The sequence below is a fragment of the Bacteroides sp. L008 genome, assembly GCF_040812255.1.
Taxonomy (GTDB): domain Bacteria; phylum Bacteroidota; class Bacteroidia; order Bacteroidales; family Bacteroidaceae; genus Bacteroides; species Bacteroides vicugnae.
In genome coordinates, this window is record NZ_JBFNXO010000001.1 from 1102241 (window position 1) to 1119167 (window position 16927).

General features: G+C 41.1%; 12 protein-coding genes. All 12 read left to right on the forward strand.

The annotated features are described in order from the left end of the window. Positions 1–76: 76 nt before the first annotated feature. The 12 genes from AB3G73_RS04385 (at position 77) to AB3G73_RS04440 (ending at position 16808) form a co-directional block, all read left to right on the forward strand. Entirely contained in the window at positions 77–1180 is a 1104-nt protein-coding gene (locus AB3G73_RS04385; protein ID WP_074559028.1) for a tetratricopeptide repeat protein, read from the forward strand. Between the two features lie 519 nt (positions 1181–1699). Next, entirely contained in the window at positions 1700–4837 is a 3138-nt protein-coding gene (locus tag AB3G73_RS04390; RefSeq protein ID WP_367743115.1) for a DUF2723 domain-containing protein, read from the forward strand. Positions 4838–4848: 11 nt separating this feature from the next. Then, positions 4849–5094, forward strand: a complete 246-nt coding sequence (locus AB3G73_RS04395) for a DUF3098 domain-containing protein (protein ID WP_074559031.1) — start codon at positions 4849–4851, stop codon at positions 5092–5094. Positions 5095–5194: 100 nt separating this feature from the next. Continuing rightward, positions 5195–5746, forward strand: coding sequence for an RNA polymerase sigma-70 factor (locus AB3G73_RS04400; protein WP_074559032.1), 552 nt, complete (start codon positions 5195–5197; stop codon positions 5744–5746). 97 nt (positions 5747–5843) lie between these two features. Further along, positions 5844–6818, forward strand: a complete 975-nt coding sequence (locus AB3G73_RS04405; RefSeq protein WP_367743118.1) for a FecR family protein — start codon at positions 5844–5846, stop codon at positions 6816–6818. 124 nt (positions 6819–6942) lie between these two features. Continuing rightward, positions 6943–9564: a carboxypeptidase-like regulatory domain-containing protein gene (locus AB3G73_RS04410; RefSeq protein ID WP_367743122.1), complete on the forward strand. Its 2622-nt coding sequence runs from the start codon at positions 6943–6945 to the stop codon at positions 9562–9564. 147 nt (positions 9565–9711) lie between these two features. Further along, entirely contained in the window at positions 9712–10815 is a 1104-nt protein-coding gene (locus AB3G73_RS04415) for an MBL fold metallo-hydrolase (RefSeq protein ID WP_367743126.1), read from the forward strand. A gap of 187 nt (positions 10816–11002) precedes the next feature. Further along, on the forward strand, positions 11003–12511 hold the full coding sequence (locus AB3G73_RS04420) for a 4Fe-4S dicluster domain-containing protein (protein WP_367743130.1): 1509 nt from the start codon (positions 11003–11005) through the stop codon (positions 12509–12511). 19 nt (positions 12512–12530) lie between these two features. Next, positions 12531–13934 carry an aldo/keto reductase gene (locus AB3G73_RS04425; protein ID WP_367743134.1) on the forward strand — a complete coding sequence of 468 codons (1404 nt, stop codon included), beginning with the start codon at positions 12531–12533 and terminating at the stop codon, positions 13932–13934. An 8-nt stretch (positions 13935–13942) separates the two neighbouring features. Next, positions 13943–14362 carry a DUF1893 domain-containing protein gene (locus AB3G73_RS04430; RefSeq protein ID WP_148366713.1) on the forward strand — a complete coding sequence of 140 codons (420 nt, stop codon included), beginning with the start codon at positions 13943–13945 and terminating at the stop codon, positions 14360–14362. Positions 14363–14392: 30 nt separating this feature from the next. Then, positions 14393–16282 carry a TonB-dependent receptor gene (locus AB3G73_RS04435; RefSeq protein WP_167511857.1) on the forward strand — a complete coding sequence of 630 codons (1890 nt, stop codon included), beginning with the start codon at positions 14393–14395 and terminating at the stop codon, positions 16280–16282. 13 nt (positions 16283–16295) lie between these two features. Then, on the forward strand, positions 16296–16808 hold the full coding sequence (locus AB3G73_RS04440; RefSeq protein ID WP_195650122.1) for an ECF transporter S component: 513 nt from the start codon (positions 16296–16298) through the stop codon (positions 16806–16808). The last annotated feature ends 119 nt before the right edge of the window (positions 16809–16927 follow it).

The window sequence follows — 16927 nt, forward strand, 5'->3', positions numbered from 1 at the left end:
TTAGGGAAGGATAAATACCGATTATTTTTTATATTTGCAAATCCAATCAATCCTTTGTAAAGACAGAAATAGAGTTATGAATAACCTTCGAATTTTATTGTATATGATGCTCCTTTCATTGGCTGCATGCCATCCGGAAGGAACGAGTGTGAAGCAAGGGTTAGACAAAGCCGCACAGCTCATGGCGCAGGACCCGGATACGGCATCTATTATTCTTGAGACTATTCAGACAAGTCAAATGAATGAAGCTCAACTGGCAGAATATAATTTATTGTGTACCCAACTCAACGAGGACAAAAGTATTCCTCATTCTTCTGATAAGCAGATCAGGCAGGCGGCATCTTATTATGAGAAGAATGGCAATGAATATCAAAAATCAAAAGCATATTATTATCTTGCCTGTGTAGAAAGTGATCTGGAACAGCAAGAGGAGGCAGAAATCCACTTTAAGGAGGCAATCAAACTTGCCAAAGAAACAGAGGAATACGATCATCTGGCAAAAATCTGCAAACGATGTAGTCTTTATTATCAGAAATACGGTAACTTTGATGAAGCACTGGAAATGGAAAGAAAGGCATACGCCAGTCAGTTGATGTTGAATGACGGTAAAAACGATTCCTCAGTGATTCTTTCTTCTGCTTTAGGAATGTTTGGTGTGATGTCTTTATTGCTTGGACTACTCTGGAAGAAAAACCGGCACGTACTTTCCCAACTGGATCTTTTCAAAGAAGAAATACTGAAGAAAGATGTTGAATCGGATAAGCTGATGTTGCAATGTAACCACCTTGAAGAGAAGTATCAGTCTCTTCAACTACATATCTATGAAAGTTCTCCCGTTATCTCAAAAGTACGACAGTTTAAAGAACGGAATGTTTTGTCTTCTAAGATCCCTTCTTTCTCCGAGAAAGACTGGACAGAGTTACTGCGACTTCAGGAAAATGTTTATGGACTTGTATCTAAATTAAAAGAAATAGGTCCGAAGCTCACGGAAGAGGATTTAAGGGTATGTGCTTTTCTGCGGGAGGGAGTCCAACCTGCTTGCTTTTCTGATTTAATGAAACTGACTACAGAAACGCTGACCCGGAGAATCTCCAGAATAAAAACGGAGAAACTGATGTTGGCAAATTCTAAAGAGTCACTGGAAGATATTGTGAAATCATTGGGGGCTCCTTCATTTTAGTACAGCAATTAATTATTATCTGGTAATGATTCATTATCTCCTTACTACATTTAAGGATTCTCGTTGCAGAGATTAATGGTTTTTAGTACAGAAATTAGTCATCTTTTATGCAGTCGGGTAGTTGTCCCGTTATAACGGGACGATGGTCATCCTATAGGGTGACAAATGTCACTTTATAAGGTGATATTTGTCATTCTGTAATATGATTATCTGTTTTCAAAAAGATTGAAATCACTAAAGATACGAAATTAAATAGTAAAAAGCAAGAGTGACACTTGTTTTTCCTAATATCCTAATGAATCCATATGTGACACCTTGGCATTCTCATGCCATTTACTATCCTATGCCATTGCTTTATTTGTACCTGATTTATCTTCTGTCTGTTTTCGTCTATTCTTTCATCTTTGTTATTGTTGATTATCAACATCTTATCGTTAACTCCCGTCCGTAACCGTCCGGTAAAAAATACCAGTTTTGGCAACATGTCCTGTAACTTTGCAAACAAAAAAGTACAGAACAATGAGCAACTTATTATTTAAAAGATGGAATGATTTCGGTGGGTGGCTGGTCTTTCTGATAGCAGCGTTTGTGTATGGAATAACCATCGAACCAACCGCAAGTTTTTGGGATTGTCCCGAATTTATTTCTTGTGCTGAAAAATTACAGATAGGGCATCCACCAGGAGCACCTTTCTATATGCTTGTCGGAAACCTGTTTACCCAGTTTGCTTCCGATGCTTCGCAAGTATCGGGAATGGTTAACTTTTTAAATGCACTATTGAGTGCCGGTTGTATCTTGTTTCTTTTCTGGAGTATTACCCGATTAGTGAGAGCCTTGCTTGTGGGCGATGAACGGAAATTATCTGTCATGGATGTTATTATCATTCTGGGAGCAGGTTTTGTGGGAGCTTTAGCTTATACTTTCAGTGATACATTCTGGTTTAGTGCGGTAGAGGGGGAGGTATATGCTTTCTCTTCTTTCCTTACAGCCTTGGTATTTTGGATGATTCTTCGCTGGCAGGATGAAGCAGATTCTGTGTCCGGTGACCGCTGGATTATCCTGATAGCCTATATTATAGGTCTTTCAATCGGAGTGCATTTGCTTAATCTGCTTTGTATTCCTGCCATTGTATTAGTGTTCTATTACCAAAAATATCAGACTCTATCACTCAAGGGAGTTATTGGGGCCATTGCATTATCCGGTATTCTTATTGTATTGATTCTTTTTATTTATATACCCGGAATGGCTGATGTAGGAGGGTGGTTCGAATTATTCTTTGTCAATGTGATGGGATTACCCTTCCAGTCAGGATTGATCGTCTTTCTGGGTTTGGTCCTGTTTTTACTGATAGGAGCCATTTATCGGTTTAGAAAACGCATTGTGAATACCGGTTTGTGGTGTTTACTCATGCTCACCATAGGATATACCACCTATGCGGTCATACTCATTCGTGCCAATGCTAATACGCCGCTCAACGAGAATGCACCGGATAATATTTTCACGCTCAAAAGCTACCTGAATCGCGAACAGTATGAAAGTGCTCCTTTACTTTATGGGAGAACCTATGCATCCGAACCGGAGTATGTGCCCGAAGGAGACTATTACAAGGTAAAGACCGAAAAAGGGACTGCCATCTATCGGCCGGATAAGAAGGAAGGCAAGTATAAAATTATCCGCTATAAAGAAGACGTGTGCTACACTCAAAATATGTTGTTTCCACGAATGTGGAATGATCGTTCGGCCGCTTCTTACAAAGGATGGTCCGGAGGAGGTGCAAATGAGGCTCCCACACAAAAAGAGAACCTGACTTATTTTATCACATACCAACTCAACTACATGTACTGGCGCTATTTTCTATGGAATTTTGTCGGACGACAGAATGATATTCAAGGAAGCGGTGAACCGGAACATGGTAACTGGATTACAGGAATTTCCTGGCTCGATAATCTGCGGCTGGGGGATCAAAAACTTTTGCCGGAATCTTTGCGTGAGAACAAAGGTCACAATGTGTTCTATGGCTTACCATTATTATTAGGATTACTCGGTATCTATTGGCAATGGACACGCGGGAAAAAAGGCAAGCAGCAATTCAGTGTCTTATTTTTCCTTTTCTTCATGACGGGATTGGCTATTGTGCTCTATCTGAATCAGACTCCCGGACAACCTCGTGAACGGGATTATGCGTATGCAGGTTCGTTTTATGCGTTCGCTATCTGGATTGGAATGGGAGCCGCCGGATGCTGTGACATGTTTCGCAGAAAACAGGCAAAAATCCTCCCGGTCAACTTACTCATGCTGCTTTGCCTGTTTGTCCCCATACAAATGGCAAGCCAGACTTGGGATGACCACGATCGAAGCAACCGGTATACCTGTCGTGACTTTGGAGCTAACTATCTGATGACACTTCCCGACAAAGGAAATCCGATTATATTCTGTAACGGGGATAATGATACGTTCCCCTTGTGGTATAATCAGGATACGGAAGAAGTACGCAGAGATGTACGTATCTGCAATTTAAGTTATGCGCAGACCGACTGGTACATTTATCAGCAACAATGTCCTCTGTACGATGCTCCCGGACTGCCGATCAGTTGGGATCAAAATCAATACCAGGAAGGGAAGAACGAATATGTAGCTGTTCGTCCGGAATTGAAGAAACAGATAGAAGCATTGTATCAGAAACATCCCGAAGAAGCCCGTGATAGTTTTGGAGATGATCCGTATGAAATAAAGAATATCCTGAAATATTGGGTGTTTGCGGAGAAACAGGAATTCCATGTGATACCTACCGATACAATAAATATCCATATTGATAAGGATGCAGTACTCCGCTCGGGAATGATGTTGCCTGAAGCCATTCGTCATTTAAAAGGGGAAGAACTAAGAGATGCAATACCGGATAAACTGTCTATTTCTCTAAAAGATATACGTCTGCTGACTAAAGTAGACTTACTCATGCTCGAGATTTTGGCTAACTGTAACTGGGAACGTCCCCTGTACATGGCTATCTCGGTAGGCAACTCCAGTAAACTGAAGTTTGATGACTACTTTGTTCAGGAAGGGTTAGCATTCCGGTTTACTCCTTTCAACTATAAAGAATGGGGAGACGTAGAAGAAGGCAATGGATATGCCATAGATACGGAGAAACTCTACGAGAATGTGATGAACAGATATAAATACGGAGGATTGGATACTCCCGGACTTTATCTGGACGAAACAACCCTGCGCATCTGTTATTCTCATCGAAGGCTCTTTGCACAATTGGCTAAAGAACTGGTGAAACAAGGAGACGACATCCGTGCCAGAAAAGTATTGGAATATGCTGGGCAAGCTATTCCGGCATATAATGTTCCCGAAGTATTCGAGAGTGGTTCGTATGATATAGCCACCGCTTATGCTTCCATAGGAGAAACGCAGAGAGCGACCGATCTATTGAATCATCTGATAGCAGAATCGGAAAATTATATCGACTGGGCTTTCTCATTGGGAGATAACCGGATAGAGATGGTTCAACGGGATTGTTTGTATAGGTTCTGGCAATGGAATCAGTGCAATGAATTACTGAAGAATATGGATAAAAAGAGATATGAACAAAGTAATCAGCAATTTGAAAAGAAATATATGCGCTTTACTCAACTAATGAATGATCACAACTAAATTCAAAGAATATGAAATCGAAAAGAATAAGAGAAGAAGAAATAAAAACTGTATTGGGCAAAAGAAATTACGTCATCTTAATTATCGGCTCGATATTGATTATCATAGGATATATATTAATGAGCGGCGAGGGGAGTACCTCTGCCGCCTATAATCCCGATATATTTAGTGGAACACGTATACGCATTGCCCCGTTATTGTGTTTATTGGGGTATCTGCTGAATGTATTTGGTATTCTCTATCGGTCATTAAAATAGAATAAATCTTTCTAATATCATTAATATTTCAAAAAAGACCATCTTTATAAAATAAATTATTGCTTCTTTTGTCCCAATGAAATGAAAGTTGGGAAATAGTATGAATAACAATATTGATATAAAAACGTTGGAGGCCTTTCAGGATGGGAATCACAAGGCCTTTGAGACTATTTTTATTGCATACTACAACAAAACCAAAGCATTTATTGACGGATATATAAAATCGGAGCCTGATGCAGAAGAGCTGACAGAGGATTTATTTGTCAATCTTTGGATCAACCGTCATTCGATTGATATGTCTAAATCATTCAATTCTTATTTGCACACCATTGCAAGAAATGCAGCAATCAACTTTCTGAAACATAAATATGTGTCCGATGCCTACCTGAACCATAATCAAGAAACAGGATATAGCTCTACTTCCGAAGAAGACCTTATTGCCAAGGAATTGGAAATGTTGATTGACAAACTTGTCGGAGGAATGCCCGAACAACGGAGAATGATCTATACATTAAGTCGCAATGAAGGATTATCCAATGCCGAGATTGCCGAACGACTGAACACTACCAAAAGAAATGTTGAAAGCCAGCTAAGCCTCGCTTTGAAAGAGATACGGAAGGTCATTTCATGTTTTCTGTTATCATTATTGTAACTTTATTTTCTTCTTTACTTATTTTTTCATAAAAAATATTCATTTTCTTATTGAGCTTTTTGCCACCAAACTGTATATATAGTAAAGTGCAGCAAAAATGAAGAAAAGTAATATCACCAAAATCATCAGAATGTTCCTTTCCGCCCGCTTTCCATCTGAAACGGAACAGAAAGTGCAGAAATGGATCATTAAAGATAAAAACCAACAGGCGAAGGCAAAAGCTTCATTGGATTATTGGAATGAATTGGACGTAGAAGCCGATTCGAGCACTTATGCCTCACTGGAACGGGTAAATTTAAGAACCGGATACAACAAGGAACATCTGGCGAGTATCGCTTCTTATCAGAGGTTTGCCCGTGTTGCTGCTGTTGTTGTTCCATTGCTTTTATTGGCAGGAGGAATGTTCTGCTATCTTTCTCCCCAAAACGAGATGATAGAGGTATCCGTTGCCTACGGAGAACAGAAGCGTCTAATCTTGCCGGACAGTTCAGAAGTTTGGTTGAATGCGGGAAGCACCATTGTATATCCGGAAACTTTTGCTAAAGATAAACGTTTGGTCATTCTTAACGGTGAAGCTTATTTCTCTGTCCAAAAAGATACTGCAAGTCCTTTCATCGTGGAAACTTCCCAACTTTCCGTGAAGGTTCTTGGAACCAAATTCAACGTGAAAGCCTATCCTAATGATGAAAAAATAACGACTACACTGACGAGCGGCAAGGTAGAAGTGAGCGTCCAGTCTCAACCTCCCCGGATACTTAAACCCAATGAACAGCTTACATACGATAAGAAGTCGTCAGACATCCATATATCAGTGATAGATACTAATGATACCAACAGTTGGGTGGTGGGAAAATTGATCTTTACCAATGCTACTGCCGGAGAAATATTCCGAACCCTCGAAAGACACTATAACACCACGATTGATAATGAGGCAAATATCCCTGTGTCCAAACGATATACTGTCAAATTTCTGAAAGATGAAGATCTGGATGAAATACTGAATATCTTGAAAGATATCATCGGCTTTGATTATCAACAACATGAAAATAAAATAGTATTAACCCAACCATAAAAAGAAACAGCCTATGAACAAAAAGAACCGGGAAGCAGCTTGAGACCCTCTTCCCAGTTCTGAAATGTCTATCCTCATTCAACAAGTGACGTAAAATGAAGTATCAACATACAAATATAGAATAATGAATCGAATTAATACGAATAAACGGGCAGCTAAGCTCGCCATTTTTTTATTTTTTACTTTTCTCTCTCTTACAACTGTCGCACAGAATAAAGAAAAAAAGATTACCATACAAAATAAAAGAATCTCATTAAAAGAGGCCTTTGCCCAAATTGAATCACAAACCGGATATAGCATCGCTTACGAACAATCGAATCTGGATTTAGAAAAGAAGCATTCTTTATCTCTTAAAAATGTAGCTGTCGACAAAGCGATGACTCAACTATTAAAAGAAACCGGATATGTATATAAAATAAAAGGATATCATATTATTATTTCTTTGCAAGATAACCGGCAAAAGCCTGCCAATGACGATACACAAAAACTGACTCAAACGATAAGAGGAATCGTTGTTGATTCCAAAACCAATACGCCAATAGAATATGCCTCCGTCTGTATAGCAGAGAAACCTTCACTGGGAGGCTCAACTGACAACCGGGGAAATTTCCGGATTAATAACGTCCCGATAGGACGTTATAATATTCAGGCATCTTTTATGGGGTATCGCCCAAGTATCATTAGCGAAGTGTCTGTCACATCATCCAAAGAAGTATTTGTAGAAATCCCTATGGATGAAAATGTGCAGGATTTGGCTGAAGTGCTTGTCAAACCGGAAATAAAAAAAGACCGGACAGTCAACCCGATGGCTATTACGGGAGGGCGTATGATTAGTATTGAAGAAGCGTCCCGATTTGCCAATGGGTTCGATGATCCGGCACGGTTAAGTTCTGCATTTGCTGGAGTGGCAGGAGATGTCGGTACCAATGCGGTCGCCATCCGGGGAAATGCTCCGCAATTTACCCAATGGAGACTGGAGGGAATTGAAATACCTAATCCGACTCATTTTGCCGATTTAGCAGGGTTGGGAGGGGGATTCCTGTCTGCTTTAAGTACGCAAGTTATCGGAAACTCCGATTTCTACAATGGAGCTTTCCCAGCGGAATACAGTAATGCCTTATCCGGTGTTTTCGATATGCATTTGCGCAATGGTAATAATCAGAAGTACGAACATGCCTTTCAGGTCGGACTCATGGGCATAGATTTAGCTTCGGAAGGTCCTATCAGTAAAAAACGGGGAAGTTCCTATCTGGTGAATTATCGCTTTTCTACTACTTCACTAGCATCGGGTAATGACATCAACCTGAAATATCAGGATTTAGCCTTCAAACTAAATTTTCCCACACGTAAAGCCGGAACCTTTTCGATCTGGGGATTAGGATTGATAGACAGGAATAAAGCAGATGTTTTGGAACGTTCCGAATGGGAAACGATGGGAGACCGGTCGTCGGGATATAATAAACTGGATAAACTGGCAGGTGGCTTAGCGCACAAATATGTACTGGATGAAAATACTTATATCCGTTCTTCTCTATCCGCTACCTATTCCAAAGACCGTTCATTGGCGGACTTACATACCGACGACGCTATTATTAATGTAGCAGATATTCAGAATAGCAGATGGAATTTAGTATTCAATTCATATCTGAATAAGAAATTCAGTCCGAGGCATACCAACAGAACAGGGATTACCATTACGGAACTTAAATATGATCTTGATTACAAAGTCAGCCCTTATTTGGGATTAAACAAACCTATGGAACAAATATCGAAAGGCAGTGGAGAAAGTACAGTCCTCTCGGCATATAGTAATTCCGTAATAAACTTGAGCAACAATCTGACAACCAGTTTAGGGGTTACCGGACAATATTTTACTTTAAACAAGAACTGGTCGATAGAACCGAGAGTTGCCCTTAAATGGAAAATAAATCCTGCACATTCTTTAGCAGCAGCTTACGGCTTGCATAGCCGCCGGGAAAGGCTCGACTATTACTTTGTTGAACAGATAATCAATGGTAAAAAGAAATCAAATCGGTACCTGGACTTCTCAAAGGCACATCATTTCGGATTCACTTATGACTGGAATATCAATCAGAGCCTACATCTGAAAATAGAACCCTATTATCAATACTTGTTCCACATACCGGTTGAGGAAAACTCCTCCTTTTCGATTATCAATTACGAAGAATTCTATTTAGACCGCATATTGACAAACACCGGAATAGCCAAAAACTATGGAATAGATATAACACTGGAACAATACATGAAGAATGGCTTCTACTATATGCTTACAGCTTCATTATTCAAATCGAAATATAGGGGAGGAGACCGTATCTGGCGAAATACGAGACTGGATAAAAGTTTTTTAGTGAACCTGCTCGCCGGAAAAGAATGGATGGTTGGCAGACTCAAACAGAATGTATTAAGTGTAAACGGTCGCCTGTTCTTTCAGGGAGGAGGACGCTATACACCTGTGGATGAAGAAAAAAGTCAGGAAGAAAAAGACATTGTCTTTGACGAGAGCAAAGCATATACTAAACGATTCAATCCATCTATAAACGGTGATGTTTCCATCAGCTTCCGGATCAATAAGAAAAGAGTATCCCACGAGTTTTCTCTGAAGATACTGAATGTGGGTATGCGTACCGGAATGCATTTCTATCAATACAATGAAAGAACGAGCGTAGTAGAAGAAAAAGACGGAGCGGGTCTGATTCCGAACATCAGCTACAAAATTTATTTCTAAAGAACTGAATAATAAAAGGTTTGTTCACACAATAGACTGGCACCCAACAGACAACTGCTTTCAGTAATTATGGTATAACAATCTGTAATATATATACTAACAAGCTCTCTGAATACCTGTATATTTGCTGCGTGAAATAATTTAGTGATGAATTATATGCGTATCATATTCAAGAAATTCAAAGCACGTATGATTGTAGGATGTATATTAGCTGTAATAGCATTGCTGGCGGTGTCAGTCATTGTTTTTATCAATCAAGCCAGTTTCGGCAGAACTCCCCGTGGGGAACGGCTGGAAAGAGTCATGAAATCTCCTAATTACAGAAACGGAGAATTTAAAAATCAGCATGAAACCCTATTGATGACTTCCGACAGGGGACGTTTTATCGGAATCTGGGAGTTCATTTTCAAAAAGATAGACGGTTTGCGCCCCGAACAGGCTGTCAAAGCAATCAAAACGGATTTACGGAAGATTGACCGTAATGAAGAAATATTGGTATGGTTCGGACATTCATCTTACTTGATTCAAACGGGAGGAAAGCGAATATTGGTTGACCCGGTATTCTGTATGGCTTCTCCCGTATCTTTTATTAACAAGCCATTCAAAGGTACGGAACTTTATACACCGGATGATATGCCGGACATTGATTATCTGGTGATTAGTCACGATCATTGGGATCATTTGGATTACAACACGGTCAAAAAACTGAAAGATCGGATTGGAGCAGTGATTTGTCCGTTGGGTGTCGGCGAACATTTCGAATATTGGGGATTTGATAAAGAGCTTCTGATAGAACTTGACTGGAATGAAGAGGCAAACCTCGCTCCGGGCTTTATGATACATTGTTTGCCTGCCCGTCATTTCTCCGGTCGCGGAGTTACTGCCAACCAGTCGCTTTGGGCTTCCTTCCTGTTAGAAGCTCCTTCACAAAAGATATACATCGGCGGAGACGGAGGATATGATACACATTATGCAGAAATAGGCAATCGATTTCCGGACATCGACCTTGCGATCCTCGAAAACGGACAATACGACAAAGAATGGAGCTTGATCCATTTGATGCCCCAGTATATGGCACAGACGGCCAGAGATTTAAAAGCGAAAAGAATTCTGACCGTACATCATTCTAAATATGCACTGGCCAAACATCGTTGGGATGAACCTCTCAAAAATGCAGAAGAGATGAAGAATAAAGATTCTCTGAATGTATTGATTCCGGAGATTGGAGAGGTCGTGGCATTAGAAAAATAGTGCTTTACCCAATCGGCTAAAGGTTTTCCCGTCTGTTATCAGTAAAATTGGTAAAACATTCTGTAATTTGTATAGTTGAAAAACAAATTTCCCTGATTAACTTTGCAAAGTTGAAATATAGATGGTTCAATCCTGACAGTTTTAGACATTTAGATATAACTACTATAAATTGAAAATTAATTAGTTTATGCTACGTACTATCAGACTTACAACTGCCATTGTGTGCTTTACGCTTATTACCCTTCTGTTCCTCGACTTCACGGGTACATTGCACACATGGTTCGGATGGTTGGCGAAAATTCAATTTCTGCCGGCTTTATTAGCCTTGAACATAGGTGTCGTATTGTTTTTAGTTGTACTTACATTCCTGTTCGGACGTATCTACTGCTCTGTTATTTGTCCGTTGGGAGTGTTTCAGGACATTGTTTCGTGGGTGTCCGGCAAACAAAAGAAAAACCGGTTCCGTTATTCACCAGCAATGAAATGGTTGCGGTATGGCGTTTTAGGAGTATTCATTATCATGATGGTTGCAGGATTGAACTCTTTGGCTATCTTGCTGGCACCATATAGTGCTTATGGCCGGATAGCTTCCAGTCTTTTTGCACCAGTCTGGCAATGGGGAAACAACCTGTTGGCGTATTTCGCCGAACGAATGGATAGTTATGCTTTTTATGAGGTAGATGTATGGATGAAGAGTCTTTCGACGATGTTGATTGCCATTGCCACCCTTGTTGTTCTTTTCATTCTGGCGTGGCGCAACGGACGAACCTATTGTAATACGATCTGCCCCGTAGGTACTGTATTAGGGTTTATATCCAAATATGCGATATTCAAACCGGTAATTAATACTTCCAAATGCAATAGTTGCGGTTTGTGTGCCCGCAATTGCAAAGCATCGTGTATTAATCCGAAAGCCCATGAAATAGATTATAGCCGTTGTGTGACTTGTATGGATTGTATCGGAAAGTGTAAGCATGGAGCCATTACATACACAAGACGGAAACCTAAGAACGAAACAGCTACGAGCGAAGATTCGAAAGCAAAGTCTGTCACTACTGAACAGGTAGACAACGCCCGTCGTAGCTTCCTTTCAGCATCGGCCATTTTTGCAACAACTTCTGTACTGAAAGCACAAGAGAAGAAAGTAGACGGAGGATTGGCTACTATCGAAGATAAAAAGATTCCCCAAAGAGAAAATCCTATCTATCCTCCCGGTGCATTAAGCGCACGCAATTTCACTCAACATTGCACAGCCTGCCAATTATGTGTCTCTGTTTGTCCCAATCAGGTATTGCGTCCGTCAGGCAACCTATTGACATTGATGCAACCGGAAATGTCATACGAACGTGGGTATTGCCGTCCCGAATGTACTAAATGTTCGGAAGTTTGTCCCGCCGGCGCTATTCATCTCACCAGTCTTGCCGAGAAATCAGCTATTCAGATCGGACATGCCGTATGGATTAAAGAGAACTGTGTACCTTTGGCAGATGGAATGGAATGTGGCAACTGTGCCCGCCATTGTCCGACAGGTGCCATACAGATGGTAGCTTCCGATCCTGAAAAAACAGATTCTCCAAAGATTCCGGTAGTAAATGTAGAAAAATGTATCGGTTGTGGGGCGTGTGAGAACCTTTGTCCGTCCCGTCCTTTCAGCGCTATTTATGTGACCGGACATCAGATGCATAGAATTATTTGATCTAAATCAGTATAAGAGTATGGAAGATAAAAATAAGAAAGATATAAATAGAAGAGATTTCATTAAGATTGTAGGTATTAGTGCAGCCACGTCGACAGGGCTATTATACGGATGCTCTTCAAAAGGTACTTCCTCTTCAAGCAGCGCAACAGGAGAAGGAGAGGTGCCTACCGATAAAATGACTTACCGCACGTCTCCGACTACCGGTGACCGTGTTTCACTCTTGGGATATGGTTGTATGCGTTGGCCTCTCAAACCTGCTCCCAACGGTAATGGTGAAGTCATCGACCAGGATGCCGTGAATGGACTGATTGATTATGCAATCGCTCACGGAGTAAACTATTTCGATACATCTCCGGCATACGTACAGGGCTTTTCCGAAAAGGCAACGGGTATTGCATTGAGCCGTCATCCCCGTGACAAATATTATATCGCCACCAAGTTATCCAATTTCTCTCCCGATACATGGTCTCGTGAAGCATCGCTCAAGATGTACCACAAATCATTTGCGGACCTGCAGGTAGATTACATTGATTATATGCTGCTTCATGGCATCGGAATGGGAGGAATGGAAGCCTTTAAAGGACGCTACCTGGATAACGGAATGCTTGACTTTCTGGTGAAGGAGCGGGAGGCAGGCCGTATCCGCAATCTGGGATTCTCCTATCATGGGGATATCGAAGTATATGACTACCTGCTTTCACGGCACGATGAATTCAAATGGGATTTTGTACAGATACAGTTGAACTATGTAGACTGGAAACATGCAAAAGAAACCAATACCCGGAATACGGATGCTGAATATCTGTATGGAGAATTGCATAAACGAGGAATTCCATCTATCATCATGGAACCGCTTTTAGGAGGTCGTTTGTCTAAATTGAACGACAATCTGGTGGCACGGCTCAAACAACGCCGTCCGGAAAACAGTGTCGCTTCCTGGGCTTTCCGTTTTGCCGGTTCATTCCCGGACATTCTGACTGTATTAAGCGGCATGACTTATATGGAGCATCTGCAAGATAATCTCCGCACTTATTCTCCTTTGGAACCGTTGACAGATGAAGAAAAAGAGTTTCTTGAGGAAACGGCACAATTAATGCTGAAATATCCTACCATCCCTTGCAACGACTGCAAATATTGTATGCCATGTCCGTATGGGTTGGATATACCTGCTGTGTTGTTGCATTACAACCGTTGTGTCAATGAAGGGAATGTCCCCAGGAACGGACAGGATGAGAATTATGCGAAAGCCCGGCGTGCTTTTCTAGTCGGATATGACCGTAGCGTGCCCAAACTTCGTCAGGCAAGCCATTGCATCGGTTGTAACCAGTGTGTGGCACACTGTCCGCAGAACATTGATATTCCGAAAGAGCTGCATCGGATAGATCAGTTCGTAGAACAATTGAAACAGGGTACTTTATAAAAGAAAAGATGGAAGAATTAATCAATTTACTACATACAGGAGGATATTCCTGTACTATTGCCAACAAAGGAGAAATCCGTACTTTCACTCAACGTGGTGTGGCCGATATCTATGATTTACTGACCCTGGAACCGGAGTTTCTTAAAGGAGCTTCGATTGCTGATAAGGTAGTCGGAAAGGGAGCTGCCGCCCTGATGATTCTGGGAGGTATCAAAGAGTTATATACCGATATTATCAGTACCAAAGCTTTGGAGTTACTTCAGAAATCAGATATAAAAGTTGATTTTACAGAGAAAGTACCTTTTATCTGGAACCGCAACCATACAGGAGGATGTCCTGTAGAAACAATGTGTAGCGAAGCGGAATCAGCAGAAGAAATATTACCACTGATCCGCGATTTCCTGGAAAAGATCAGAAATAAAAAGTAAAAAGAAGAAACTTGAAACACGCAATAAAGTATGAGAAGAAATACAGCTTGTTTATTCCTGTTCGGTAGCTTGCTTTCCATCTCGGGAATGGCACAGACTAAAAAGGATAGCATACAAGCCGGAAGAAATTATATGATTGATGAAGTTGTAGTTACCGGAACACGTAATGAAACAGATGTACGACATCTTCCAATGACGATTTCCGTAGTCGGCAGGCAACAGATTGAGAAAAGATATGAGTCTTCGCTGTTGCCGTTATTGACGGAGCAGGTGCCGGGATTATTTACTACTAGTCGTGGCATCATGGGATATGGCGTATCTACCGGGGCTGCAGGTGGCATGAGCTTGCGCGGTATCGGTGGTAGTCCGACAGCGGGATTATTGGTGTTGATTGATGGTCATCCACAGTATATGGGCTTGATGGGACATCCGATAGCAGACGCTTATCAATCTATGATGGCAGAGAAAGTGGAAGTTTTGCGAGGTCCCGCATCTGTACTTTATGGTTCGAATGCCATGGGTGGTGTGATTAATATTGTTACCCGTCGGCAACAGGAAGAAGGTGTGAAAACAAATGTGCAAGTTGGGTACGGTTCATATAACACGTTGCAGACTGAATTTTCCAACCGTGTCAAGAAGGGACGTTTCAGCAGCGTCGTAACCGGATCATATAATCGTACAGATGGACATCGTCCCGATATGGGATTTGAGCAATATGGTGGATATGCAAAGCTAGGCTATGAGCTCAACTCTTTTTGGAAAGTATGGGGAGATGTAAACGTGACTCATTTTAATGCTTCCAATCCGGGAACTATCCAAGTACCATTGATCGACAACGATTCCCGTATCACCCGTGGAATGACATCATTTGCTTTGGAAAATCGTTATGAAAAGACTTCAGGAGGTTTGAGCTTTTTCTATAACTGGGGACGGCATAAAATCAACGATGGCTATCAGATAGGAAAAGAACCGCAAAAATCACATTTCAATTCTAAAGACAAAATGCTGGGTGTTTCATGGTATCAGAGTGCTACTTTCTTTACCGGTAATCGTTTAACCGTAGGATTTGATTATCAGCACTTCGGAGGTGAATCATGGAACAAAGTACTGGCTACGGGTGAACATACTCCGGGAGTAGACAAGCAAATGGATGAGTTTGCCGGATACATTGATTTCCGTCAGGATATCAGCAATTGGTTCTCACTGGACGCAGGTATTCGTGTAGACCACCATTCACACGTAGGTACAGAATGGATTCCACAAGGCGGACTGGCTTTTCATTTACCCAAGAATGCAGAACTTAAAGCAATGGTCAGCAAAGGATACCGTAATCCGACCATTCGTGAGATGTATATGTTTCCTCCTGCCAACCCAGAATTGAAACCGGAAAAACTAATCAACTATGAACTTTCCTACTCACAACGTCTGCTGGAAGGGGCATTGTCCTACGGAGTCAGCCTTTACTATATTAATGGCGACAATCTGATTATGTCAAACGGACTCGTGCCTCCATTGAATATCAATTCCGGAGAGATAGAGAACTGGGGAATTGAAACGAATATGGGCTACCATATCAATTCACACTGGAATGTGAACGCCAATTATAGCTGGTTGCACATGGAGAATCCCGTTCTTGCTGCCCCCGAACATAAATTGTATGCAGGGGTGGATTATACTTCCGGGCGTTGGAGTGTATCGACAGGAGTACAATATGTGAAAGGACTTTATACTTCTGTTGTAAAGGGTAGCGAGCAACAAGACCATTTTGTTTTATGGAATCTTCGTGGAAATTATCGTATCTGCCGTTTCGCTAACCTATTCATAAAGGGAGAAAACCTGCTGGCACAGCGTTATGAAATAAATGCAGGTTATCCCATGCCCAAAGCTACGTTTATGGGTGGTATTAATTTGAACTTTTAAATAATAAAATGATATGGAATCAACTACTGTAAAACTCTATTCGCTGAATTACGGCAATGTGAGAACTTATCTGACAGCCTCGTTATTCATCGTTGGAAACATCCTTTTTCCCCAATTTTTTCATCTCATACCGCAAGGAGGAATAACCTGGCTGCCTATCTATTTCTTCACACTGATCGGAGCTTATAAGTACGGGTGGAAAGTCGGTCTACTGACTGCTGTTCTTTCCCCCATTATCAATTCCTTACTTTTTGGCATGCCGATACCGGCGGTACTACCTGCTATTTTATTAAAGTCCGTGTTGCTTGCCATTGCTGCCGGCTGGGCCGCACAACGCTTCGGACGTATTTCTATTCCGGTATTGGTTGGCGTGGTACTTACTTATCAAGTTGTAGGAACATTGGGAGAGTGGATGTATATAGGTAATTTCTACAATGCCATTCAGGATTTCCGTATTGCAATACCCGGAATGTGCCTGCAAGTATTCGGAGGTTATTTATTCATTAGATATTTGATTCGCAAATAACTTCCTTATCAATAACCGCTTTTCCCAGAAAAGAGTTATAAGCTTTGAAAAAGAAAGTTCTCCTCTGTTATGTGTGTCTATAACAGAGGAGAACTTTTTTAAATACAACGTATCTATTT

What these genes read in the sequence shown, in the direction of transcription:
- AB3G73_RS04425 (WP_367743134.1), top strand. Translation starts at nt 12,531, where the DNA reads ATGGAAGATAAAAATAAGAAAGATATAAATAGAAGAGATTTCATTAAG.
- AB3G73_RS04440 (WP_195650122.1), top strand. Translation starts at nt 16,296, where the DNA reads ATGGAATCAACTACTGTAAAACTCTATTCGCTGAATTACGGCAATGTG.
- AB3G73_RS04435 (WP_167511857.1), top strand. Translation starts at nt 14,393, where the DNA reads ATGAGAAGAAATACAGCTTGTTTATTCCTGTTCGGTAGCTTGCTTTCC.
- AB3G73_RS04410 (WP_367743122.1), top strand. Translation starts at nt 6,943, where the DNA reads ATGAATCGAATTAATACGAATAAACGGGCAGCTAAGCTCGCCATTTTT.
- AB3G73_RS04420 (WP_367743130.1), top strand. Translation starts at nt 11,003, where the DNA reads ATGCTACGTACTATCAGACTTACAACTGCCATTGTGTGCTTTACGCTT.
- AB3G73_RS04430 (WP_148366713.1), top strand. Translation starts at nt 13,943, where the DNA reads ATGGAAGAATTAATCAATTTACTACATACAGGAGGATATTCCTGTACT.
- AB3G73_RS04395 (WP_074559031.1), top strand. Translation starts at nt 4,849, where the DNA reads ATGAAATCGAAAAGAATAAGAGAAGAAGAAATAAAAACTGTATTGGGC.
- AB3G73_RS04390 (WP_367743115.1), top strand. Translation starts at nt 1,700, where the DNA reads ATGAGCAACTTATTATTTAAAAGATGGAATGATTTCGGTGGGTGGCTG.
- AB3G73_RS04400 (WP_074559032.1), top strand. Translation starts at nt 5,195, where the DNA reads ATGAATAACAATATTGATATAAAAACGTTGGAGGCCTTTCAGGATGGG.
- AB3G73_RS04385 (WP_074559028.1), top strand. Translation starts at nt 77, where the DNA reads ATGAATAACCTTCGAATTTTATTGTATATGATGCTCCTTTCATTGGCT.
- AB3G73_RS04405 (WP_367743118.1), top strand. Translation starts at nt 5,844, where the DNA reads ATGAAGAAAAGTAATATCACCAAAATCATCAGAATGTTCCTTTCCGCC.
- AB3G73_RS04415 (WP_367743126.1), top strand. Translation starts at nt 9,712, where the DNA reads ATGAATTATATGCGTATCATATTCAAGAAATTCAAAGCACGTATGATT.